Source organism: Stenotrophomonas sp. 3diitr2024, assembly GCF_042136455.1.
Lineage (GTDB): Bacteria > Pseudomonadota > Gammaproteobacteria > Xanthomonadales > Xanthomonadaceae > Stenotrophomonas > Stenotrophomonas sepilia.
In genome coordinates this window covers 1-2620 of record NZ_JBHHMJ010000125.1, presented here as the reverse complement: position 1 = coordinate 2620, position 2620 = coordinate 1, and the positions used below count along the sequence as shown (strand labels likewise).

Sequence of the window (2620 nt, the reverse complement as noted above, 5' to 3'; positions counted from 1 at the left end):
CGGCCGCTGGCCGGCAAGCCCATGAACCTCACACACCCTGCAGTTGCCGGCCAGCGGCCGGCACTACCCCTTGAACCGCAACCCCACGCCCGGCTCGGTGAACAGGTAGCGCGAATCCAGCGCCGAATCGCCCAGCTTGTGCCGCAGCTTGCCGACCAGGATGCGCAGGTAGTGGGTGTCGTGCTGGTGGGTCGGCCCCCAGATCTCCTGCAGGATCTGCGGCTGGGTCACCACCCGTCCGGCATTGCGCAGCAGCAGCGACAGCAGCGCGTATTCCTTGCGGGTCAACGCCACCGGCTCACCCTGCAGGGCGACTTCGCGACGCACCAGGTCCACGTGCAGGTGGCCATCGTCGAACACCGGCGGTGTGCCATCGGTCGGCACGCTGCGCGTGCGCAGCAGCGCCCGCACGCGCGCCATCAGTTCCTGCGTGCCGAACGGCTTGGTCACGTAGTCGTTGGCGCCGGTATCCAGTGCGCGCACCTTCTCGGCTTCGCCGGCGCGCACGGTCAGCATGATCACCGGCACCTGGCTCCACTGGCGCAGCTGTTCCAGGACCTCGTGGCCTTCCATGTCCGGCAGGCCGATATCCAGGATCACCAGATCCATGTCCTCGCTGGCGGCCAGCTGCAGGCCTTCCTGGCCGGTGGCGGCCTGCCGCACCTGGTAGCCTTGCGCGCGCAGGCTGATGTCCAGGAACCGGCGGATCTGGGTTTCATCATCGATCACCAGCACGCGTGCGGCCGGCACGCTGGCATCAATCGGGGTCGGGCTCATCGTGGGAGGCTGGCTTGAGCAGGGGCAGGGTGATGCGGATCAGGGTACCGCGACCGTCACGTCCGGGCAGCGCCTGCACGCTGCCGCCATGTGCGCCGATCATGCCCTGGCAGATGGTCAGGCCCAGGCCGGTGCCGTGGCGGCCCCGGTCACCGCGCTCGACGCTGTAGAACATGTCGAAGATGCGCGCGCGCTCGTCATCGGGAATGCCGGGGCCGGCGTCGATCACGTCGATGCGCAGCTGGCCGTCCAGCTCGCGCGCCTGTACCTGCACGGCGGCGTCGGGCGGCGAGAACTTGGCCGCGTTCTCCATCACGTTGAACACGGCCTGTTCGACCAGCGCCGGGTGCACCCAGATCGGTGCCAGCGTGGCTGGAATGTCCAGCTCCAGCCGCACCTTTGGCTGGTAGCGCTGCAGGCGCCGTGCTGCCGAGCCGATCAGCTCGTCCACGCCGATCCAGTCGCGGTTGATCTTCAGCCCTTCGTGGCCGAGCCGGGTCATGTCCAGCAGGTTCTGGATGTAGCGGTCCAGCCGTTCGCCCTCGACCAGGATGGTGTCCAGCAGGGCGCGGCGATCAGCGGTATCCATCGCTGCACCGTAGCTGGCCAGGCTGTCGGCCGACCCGATCATCGCCGCCAGCGGCGAGCGCAGGTCGTGCGACACCGAGGAGAGCAGGGCCGAGCGCAGCCGCTCGGTCTCGTTGCTGACGTGCGCCTGCTCCAGTTCCGCCACCAGCCGCGTGCGCAGCGCGGCCTGGGCGATGTCATCAACCATCGCTTCGGCCAGCTGCCGCTGCTCGGGCAGCAGGCGCGCCTGTGCGCCGGGCAGGTACAGGCCGGCCACGCCGATCGCACGGTCTTCGCCGTCCAGCAGCGGCAGGAACCACCATTGCGCGCCGGCCAGGGTATCGGTGAAACGCCCGCTGGGCTGGCCGTGGCGCAGCGCCCAGTCGGCGGCAGCCAGGTCGGTATCGCCGGGCTGGCTGCGGCCGCCGGCGGCGGTATCGGTGCCGATCCGCAGCCACGCCGGCACGTCCAGGGCCTGCTCCAGCGCATGCCGGCCCGCCTGTGCCACCTCGCCGTTGCCGGCCGCACTGGCCAGCTGGCGTCCCAGCTGCTGGCGCGCGCGCGCATGGCGGTTGGCCGCACGCAGCGCGATGACCTGCATGCGCAGGCGTGAGGCCAGGCGCCCGGCCACCAGTGCCGCGGCCAGGAACAGGAACACGGTGATCACGCCCTGGCGTGCACCGATGGCGAAGGTGAAGCGCGGCGCGATGAACAGGAAGTTGTAGGCGAGGAAACACAGGATCGCGGCCATCACCGCCACGCTGGCGCGCGTGCGTGCAGCCACCAGTACCACCGCGACGATGAACACCATCGACAGGTCGGCCATGCCCACCCAGTGTTCGGCCAGCCACGCCACCGCACAGGCCAATGCGGTCGCGATCAGGGCTTGTGCAGGCTCGTAGCTGATGCCGCGCATCGGCGGCAGCAGGCTCTCGCGGCGCGAGCGTGCGCGTGCCTGCGGCGTGCTGATGATGGTGATCTCGTAATGCGCGCCACGCTGGATCAGCTGCTGGGTCAGGGTGCGGTTGAACATCCGTGCCAGTGGACGTTCGCGGGTACGGCCCAGCACCAGGGTCGATACGCCGTTGTGTGCGGCGTGGTCGAGCAGGGCATCGGCAATGCTCGATCCATGCAGCAGTTCGGCGTCGCCGCCCAGCCGCCTTGCCAGCGCAAAGGCCGCATCGATCTCGCGCCGGGTCGCCTCATCCTGGCGCCGGCCCTGCACGGTCACTACCGTCCACGGTGCGTCGCGGCGCTCTGCGATGCGCCGCGCCAC

At 69.8% G+C, this 2620-nt stretch carries 2 protein-coding genes; both read right to left on the bottom strand.

The features are described 5' to 3' along the window. Window positions 1-63 precede the first annotated feature (63 nt). Window positions 64-777, bottom strand: coding sequence for a response regulator transcription factor (locus ABGA94_RS03145; RefSeq protein WP_005420506.1), 714 nt, complete (start codon window positions 775-777; stop codon window positions 64-66). Then, the coding region (locus ABGA94_RS03140; protein ID WP_375366364.1) for an ATP-binding protein at window positions 758-2620 on the bottom strand (1863 nt) is incomplete at its 5' end. The genes ABGA94_RS03140 and ABGA94_RS03145, both read right to left, overlap by 20 nt.

Coding starts and splice junctions, on each gene's coding strand:
- ABGA94_RS03145 (WP_005420506.1), bottom strand. CDS start 777: ATGAGCCCGACCCCGATTGATGCCAGCGTGCCGGCCGCACGCGTGCTG.